Consider the following 7,170-nt stretch of genomic DNA (forward strand, 5'->3'; position numbering starts at 1 on the left):
GTCCCCCGCATTTAGAACGAAGTTCGACCAGCAGAGCCTACGGGACGCGAACGCGGCCGAGCACGCGGGCTAGGCGCGGATGCGGGCGTCGTAGGGCTTGCGGGCGTCCGGGTCGAAGTCGAGGAAGATGCGGTCGAGCCCGTAGCGGCGCGCCATGGCCCGCTTGGCCCGCTCGGGGAGCAGCGAGCCGAGCTTGACCTGCCGGGCGAGCTTCGCCGGGACCACGACCTGCGGGCGCGGGCGCCCGATCAGCGCCACCACGGCGGCGGCGATGTCCTCCGGCTCGCAGTTCTTCTGGCCCTTCGGGTTGCGCATCCCCGAGACCAGCTCGGTGTTGGTGAACGTCGGCAGGACGGCGCTGACGTGCACGCCCCGGTCCTGGACCTCCAGCCGGGTCGCCTCGGTGAACGCGACGACGGCGGCCTTGCTGGCGTTGTAGAGCGCCAGGCCGGGCATGAACGTGACGCCGGCCAGCGACGCGATGTTGATGACGTGCCCCCGGCCGCGCGGCAGCATCCGCCCGAGGGCGAGCTTGGTGCCGAGCATCACGCCGTGCACGTTGATGTCGAGGCAGCGGCGGGCGTCGGCGTCGCTCTCGTCCGTGACGGGCCCGATCGGCATGATCCCGGCGTTGTTGATCACCACGTCGAGCGGCCCCGCGGACTCCTCGGCCCGGTCGAGGAACGCGGTGAACGACTCGCGGGACGTGACGTCCACGACGAGCCCGGTGACGCCCGGCTCCGCCGCGGCCTCCGCGACCGCCGCCTCGTCGATGTCGCCGATGACGACGGTGGCGCCCTTGGCCTTCAGGGCGCGGGCGGTGGCGAGACCGATCCCCCGCGCCCCGCCGGTGATCGCGACGGCTTTGCTCATGGGCTCTGCTCCAGACGGTCGAGGCGGACGGGAAGGCCGTCCTTCGGCGACGGCAGGGACGTGGTGTCGAGGGGCATCTCGTACCGCCCCGGGACGCTCCAGCGGTACCTCAGCAGCACCTGATGCAGGATCGACTTCACCTGCATCCCGGCGAAGTACATCCCGATGCACTTGTGCGCGCCGCCGCCGAACGGGGACCACGCGTACTTGTGAATCTTGTCCTCGCGGCGCTCCGGCGAGAACCGCCCGGGGTCGAACGCGTCCGGGTCCGGCCACCAGTCGGCCATGCGGTGGTTGCTGAGCATCGGGACGACGACGGTCGTCCCGGCGGGGATGTGGAAGCCGAGGACGGAGGTGTCCTTGACGACCTTGCGCGGCAGCGCCGGGACGGGCTCGATCAGCCGCATCGACTCCTTCATCACCATGTCCATGCCGGTAAGGGCGTCAAGGTCGGCGTAGTCGAGTTCCGCCTTCCCGAGCGCGAGGGACTCGTCCCGGAGCCGCTCCTGCCATTCGGGGTACTTGGCGAGGTAGTACGCCATCGACGTCAGCGTGATCGTCGTCGTGTCGTGCGCGGCCATCAGCGCGAAGATCATGTGGTTGACGACGTCCTCGTCGGTGAACCGCTCCCCGTCGTCGGACTCCGCCGCGCAGAGCGCGGCGAACAGGTCATCGCCACCGTCGCGGCGCTTGGCGGGCAGGTGCCGGTAGAAGAACTCCTCCAGGACCTTGCGGGCCTGCAGCCCGCGGTGCCAGCGCAGCCCGGGGACGGGGAACCGCACATAAGCCGTCCCGGCCCGGACGGCGTCGATGAACGCGCCGTTGACCCGCGCGCGCTCTGCGTCCCCCAGCTCGACGCCCATGAACACGTCAGCGGCGAGGTCGAGGGTGAGCTGCTTGACGTGGTCGTACACCCCGAAGTGACCGCCGGGCCGCCACGCCTCGACGCCCCTGACGATGCCGGGCGCCATCGCGTCCATGTAGGCGCGCAGGCGGGGACGGGTGAACGCCTGCTGCATGATGCGCCGGTGGTGCAGATGCTCCTCGAAGTCCAGCAGCATGATGCCGCGGTTGAAGAACGGCCCGATGTAGTAGCTCCACGCGGGCCCGCTCGCGAACGCCTTGTCCCGGTTGACCAGGACGACCTCGGCGGCCTCCGGGCCGTGGACGGTGACCGTCCGCTGCCCGAGCAGCCACCCCCAGGACACCTGCCCGTGCTCGGCGTACCGTTTCCGGGCCGTCCCGATCGGGTTCCGCATCACGGCGATCGTGCTGCCGATGTAGGGGATGCCACCCACCCCGGGGACCGCTTTCAGCCCGCTGCCCGCCGGCGGCGGCGCGAGGACGCTCGTCATGACCCCTCCGGACGCGTGCGACAGATGACGGTGACCGTCGCTTCGTTCTAACGCAGCGCATGCCAGTAAGTCCAGACTTATCGCTCGTGACTTGTGACTCCCGGGTCACCGCGCCTCGCGGGCGGCCGGCGCCTTGAGCAGGCGCCGTCGCGCCGCGTCCGTCAGCGGCCGGTAGGCACCCGCCTTGTCCCGGTAGTACGCCATGCCCTCACCCGCGGAAGGGACGCCTTCGTCCCGCAGCGGCGCCGTCCGCAGCCGTCCCCCGGCCGTGACGGGCACCTCGTCCACCACCCGCACGATCGCGGGCCGCAGCCCCGGCTCGACCCGCAGCAGCGCCTCGGAAAGATCCAGCGGCTTGATCTCGGCCACACCCCGCAAGCTGACCGCGGCCGCGGCAAGCTCCGTCTCCCCCACCGGAATCCCGTAAACGGCCACGGTGTCGACATACGGAAGATCGCCGAGCGCGTCCCGGATGGGACCGGGCGGGACGATCCCCTCCGCCGTACGGATCAGCTCGGCCTCCCGGCCCACCAGCCAGAAGTCGCCGGCGCCGTCCCGGCGGAAGAGGTCTCCGGTGATCGTCCAGGCGTCCTCGGGCGCGAACACGCCCCGCACGCACCGCTCCGCCGTCCCGGCGGCGGAGAGCCGCACCCGCGCGAGCAGCATCCCGATCTCACCGGGCCCGCACTCGATCGCGAAGCCGTCGGGCCCCTCGTCCAGGCGCCCGCTCTCCAGGTCGTAGCGGGCGAGGCGGACCCCGGCGCTGCCGGGCAGCGGCCGTCCCAGCGACCCGGGCTTCTTGCCGCTCAGGTTGACCAGGACCGACTCGCCCTCGGTGGACGCGTAGAACTCCAGCACCCGCGCCGGAGCGAACCGCTCCTCGACCCGCCGCCACAGCCCGCGCGGCATGCCCGACCCGATGAACAGCCGCACGGCATGATGCCGCTCCGCCGGGTTCGGCGGCGCCTCCACGAGATCACGCAGCAGCATCCAGGTATAGGACGCCACGGTCACGCCGTACCGCCGAGCCTCGTCCCAGAACGTCTCAGGGTCATAGGCACTGGCAAGCGCAAGCCGGGCACCCCCCGCGACAGCACCGCCAAGGCTCATCAGCAGCGCAGAAGGATGCTGCAGCGGCGTGATGCTGTACACGGTGTCGGACGGCGACAGGGCGGCGGACGACGCCGTCCCGAACGCCGACAGCGCCCACCGCCGGTTGGTGATCCGGTGGGCGCGAAGCAGCTCGCCCTCCCCCCGGAACACGACGAATGCGAGATCACCGGCCCGCCCGGGATTCGCCCGGAACCACCCGGGCACCTCGACGCGCTCCGGGTCGATGTCCTCCATGTCCATGAGCGACCCGCGCTCACCGCGCCCGGCACCGCCCAGCAGATGCGCCTCGACGCCCTCCAGCCCCTCCACCCGGGCCGCATGCTCCGGATCGGCGATCACCCGGGTCACCCGGCTGAGCCGCACCTCCGCACCGATATCCCCGTCCGGACGCAGCAGCACCGCGACCGCACCCAGCCGGCTCAACGCGGCCACAAGCGCAAGCGCCGTGGGCCGCGTTCTCATCAGCACACCGACCGAGTCACCCCGCCGCACCCCAACATGAATCAGCCCACGGACAACGGCATCGATCCGGTTCTTGGCAGCGCTATGCGTGTAGGGCCGCCCTTTGTAAAGGAAGAACACCTCATCGGGCATCCGCCGGGCCTGCTCGTCCAAGAGCAGCCCCATGGACATGCGCGTGTCCGACTGGATGCGCTCCAGCCGCGCCAGCCGGGGAAGGTTCTGCGCGGCCTCACCCCCGAGCTGCCGCGTCCCGTGAACGGCCCGCGAGACCGTCCGGTAGGCAGACCGCGCCACGCTCCCGCCCACACCCACCGCAAGCTGAAGCCCATACCCAGCCGCGCCCCCCGGAAGATCGGCAGGCAGGGCCTCCTCATCCCCCGAAACAGGCGCGACGATGTCGGGAAGGCCGCCCTCCCCGGCACGCCATTTCGCCCACTCGGCCACGGCAGGCCACGTCCGCGCGATCGCGAGGCTCCCGACGACGAGCCCGAAATGCCCGGCCCGCAGCGACGCCTCGTACACCTGGGCACGCGGCGCGGCCCGCCGGATCCCCCGGACCATCGGCGGCGGCGCGATCTCGTCGACCTCCCCCACGAACGTCAGCACGGGGCAGGTGATGTCGGCGAGCGTGACGAGCCGGTCGCCGATGACGAACCCGCCGGTGAGCATCCGGTTGTGCTGGACGAACTGCCGGACGAACTCCGCCAGCGCGGGCCCGGGCCACGAGACCCACCCCTCCCGCTCCAGGAACCGCCGCTGCCGCTCTCGAGGCGCGAGCCGCTCCCGATCATGTAGCTGCAGGATGAAATCGACCCGCGACCGCACCGATTTCACCGGACTCAACAGCTGGAATCCGAGCCGCGTCACCCACCCCGGAACCGCGAACCCGCCGAGCACCCAATCGGGAACCCGCCCGACACCCTCGGACGCGAGCCACGCGGGCAGGCCGAACGGCAACGCGACGCTCGTATCGGTCGGGCTCCCGAACGTCACGACCGACTCGATGCCCTCGCTGCGCCGGTACGCCGCCGCCTGGTAGACGAACATGCCCCCTTGCGAATACCCGGCAAGATGAACATCCCGCCCGGTGACCTTCCGGACCCGATCCACCCCATCACTAACGGCCAGCACGTGATCGGTGATGGTCCGCTCAAGCCCGCCCGGCTCCCGCTCAGGCGCCCCGAAGTCGACGACCCAGGGATCGACCCCGGCCTTCCGCAGCACCCGGACGGCACTGACCCGCGAGGAGATGTCGTACACCTCCGCGGTGATCATCAGCGGCGGGACGAGCAGCATCACCGGCCCGCCCCCGTCCTCCGGGAAGTAGTGCCGCAGCCGGTACACCCGCTGCTCGGTCACCACCTCAGACGGAGAGGCGTCCTCGTCGGTGTCGAACCCACCGAACCGGGCGACCTCCAGTGCGTTCTGAGCGGTGGACCCCAGACGGGCACCCAGGCGGAACAACGTCTTCCCAACAGCCGGCATCGTCGACCCTTCGCAGCGTCAACGGCCATGGTGTCCTGTGGTCACGACCTTAAGCAATCAAGGAACGACGCGCGCTCCGTCCATTTCCCCGGCGAGCAGCCGCTCCCACATGTATCTGCGGCGTGGCTTGCCGCTGGACGTCCGCTGGATCAGGCCCGTGCCCACCACGATCGTCAGCTCGACGTCGCCGCCGACCCTCCGGCGCAGCATCTCGCGGATCTCGCCCGTCCACGACTCGTCCAGCGTCTCGGCGAACAGCGCGAGCCCCTTGCGCCCGGCGCCGGGCACCCCGACCACGACGATCCGTCCCTTCCCGAGCCCGCTGGCCTCGGCGATCTTCGCCTCGAGGTCTTCGACGTACACCGACCGCCCGCGGACCTTGATGCTGTCGCCCATCCGCCCGAGAACGAACAGCTGCCCGGCATGGAAGAACCCGGCGTCCCCGGTGAAGACCTTCCCGTCCAGGAACCGGGTCGACTTCCCCTCGGCCCCCGCGTAGTACCCGGGACAAGCAGAGGCGCCCCCCACCACGATCTCCCCGAGGAGCCCTTCGCCGAGCTCCCGCCCGTCGTCGTCCACGATCGCCACGGGCACGCCGGCCTCCGGCGTGCCGCACCCGACGACCCACCCGGCCTTCGCGCCGAGCAACGCGGCCCCGAGCGTGTGCTCCTCAAGAATCTGGATCGGCTCTCCGAACGACAAAGCCTCGGGATCGGGCCGGACCGCCAGCGGGTCACGGCGCTCGGCGTCCATCGTGACGAGCAGGGTCGTCTCCGCCATCCCGAACGCGGGCTTGAACGCGGCCCGGGAGAACCCGAACGGCTCCACGAGCTGCGCGAACACCTCCAGCGCGTGCGGGTCGATGGGCTCGGCGCCGACGATCGCCGTCCGCCACCCGGACAGGTCGACGCCCTCCAGCTGCTCCGGCTTGACCCGCCGAGCGCAGTACGCGTACGCGAACGGCGGCGCCGCGGTATGCGCGGCGTCCGCGAAGCACCGGATCCACCGCGCGGGGTCCCGGATGAAGTGATCGGGCCGCATCAGCCGCAGCGACGCCTGCCGCGCGATCGGCGTCAGGAAGCAGCCGATCAGCCCCATGTCGTGGTAGAGCGGCAGCCACGAGGCGACAGAGTCGTCGTCGGCGAACCCGGCGGCCCGAGCGATGAGCTCGGTGTTCGCCTGCAGATTCTCCCAGGTGACCATCACTCCCCGAGGCGCGCCGCTGGACCCGGAAGTGAACTGCAGCAGGGCCAGCTCCCCGGCCGGCTGCACCGCCGCCTCCTCGCCGACCTGCCGCGGCTGCCAGGGCTCCCCGCTGAGCCCGGCCTGCACCATGGCGCGCGCCGCGTACTCGTTCAGGTCCTTGGACGCGATGACGAGCGTGGGCGCCGCCTGCCGCAGGATCGCCGCGACGTGCGCGACGTAGTCGTCCCCGTCCTGGAACAACGGCGGCGTGATCAGACACACGGTCGCCCCGGCGGCCCACACCGCGAAGTACGTCTCGATACAAACGAAGTCGGTAGGCAGGATGACGCACACGACGTCCCCGGGCCGGACACCTTCCTCGATCAGCGCCCCCGCCGTGCGCCGCGCGGCGGCCGCCAGCTCCCCATAGCTCCGATACTCCCAGCCGTCGTCGGTAGCCAGGTGAACGCCGCGTCCGGTGTTCGGCTCGTCCAGCCAGTCGCGCAGCGCAGATGCCATCCGTGTCCCTTTCACCGACGTGACCCGCCGGTAACTTCATCAGGACGCCGCGCCACAGTCAACCGCGCCGATCAGCAAAGAGACCGCCCGGTCATTTGGAGACGTCCCACAAGGACGCCACCCCCCGCCACCCCAGCAGCACGACTCCGAGGAACACGGATGCCACACCCACGAACAC

The 7,170-nt window shown here is 71.0% G+C and carries 4 protein-coding genes; all 4 read right to left on the bottom strand.

Annotated elements, in window-relative coordinates:
- Positions 1-69 precede the first annotated feature (69 nt).
- Positions 70-873, bottom strand: coding sequence for an SDR family oxidoreductase (locus E1264_RS18740; RefSeq protein WP_132175187.1), 804 nt, complete (start codon positions 871-873; stop codon positions 70-72).
- Positions 870-2,228: a cytochrome P450 gene (locus E1264_RS18745; protein ID WP_132175189.1), complete on the bottom strand. Its 1,359-nt coding sequence runs from the start codon at positions 2,226-2,228 to the stop codon at positions 870-872. Before E1264_RS18745 ends, E1264_RS18740 begins: the two co-directional genes overlap by 4 nt.
- A gap of 105 nt (positions 2,229-2,333) precedes the next feature.
- Positions 2,334-5,288, bottom strand: a complete 2,955-nt coding sequence (locus tag E1264_RS18750; protein ID WP_132175191.1) for an AMP-binding protein — start codon at positions 5,286-5,288, stop codon at positions 2,334-2,336.
- Positions 5,289-5,345: 57 nt separating this feature from the next.
- Positions 5,346-6,992, bottom strand: coding sequence for an AMP-binding protein (locus E1264_RS18755; RefSeq protein ID WP_132175193.1), 1,647 nt, complete (start codon positions 6,990-6,992; stop codon positions 5,346-5,348).
- Positions 6,993-7,170: the final 178 nt, after the last annotated feature.

Source organism: Actinomadura sp. KC216, assembly GCF_004348535.1.
Taxonomy (GTDB): Bacteria; Actinomycetota; Actinomycetes; order Streptosporangiales; family Streptosporangiaceae; genus Spirillospora.

What these genes read in the sequence shown, in the direction of transcription:
- E1264_RS18740 (WP_132175187.1), bottom strand. Translation starts at nt 873, where the DNA reads ATGAGCAAAGCCGTCGCGATCACCGGCGGGGCGCGGGGGATCGGTCTC.
- E1264_RS18745 (WP_132175189.1), bottom strand. Translation starts at nt 2,228, where the DNA reads ATGACGAGCGTCCTCGCGCCGCCGCCGGCGGGCAGCGGGCTGAAAGCG.
- E1264_RS18750 (WP_132175191.1), bottom strand. Translation starts at nt 5,288, where the DNA reads ATGCCGGCTGTTGGGAAGACGTTGTTCCGCCTGGGTGCCCGTCTGGGG.
- E1264_RS18755 (WP_132175193.1), bottom strand. Translation starts at nt 6,992, where the DNA reads ATGGCATCTGCGCTGCGCGACTGGCTGGACGAGCCGAACACCGGACGC.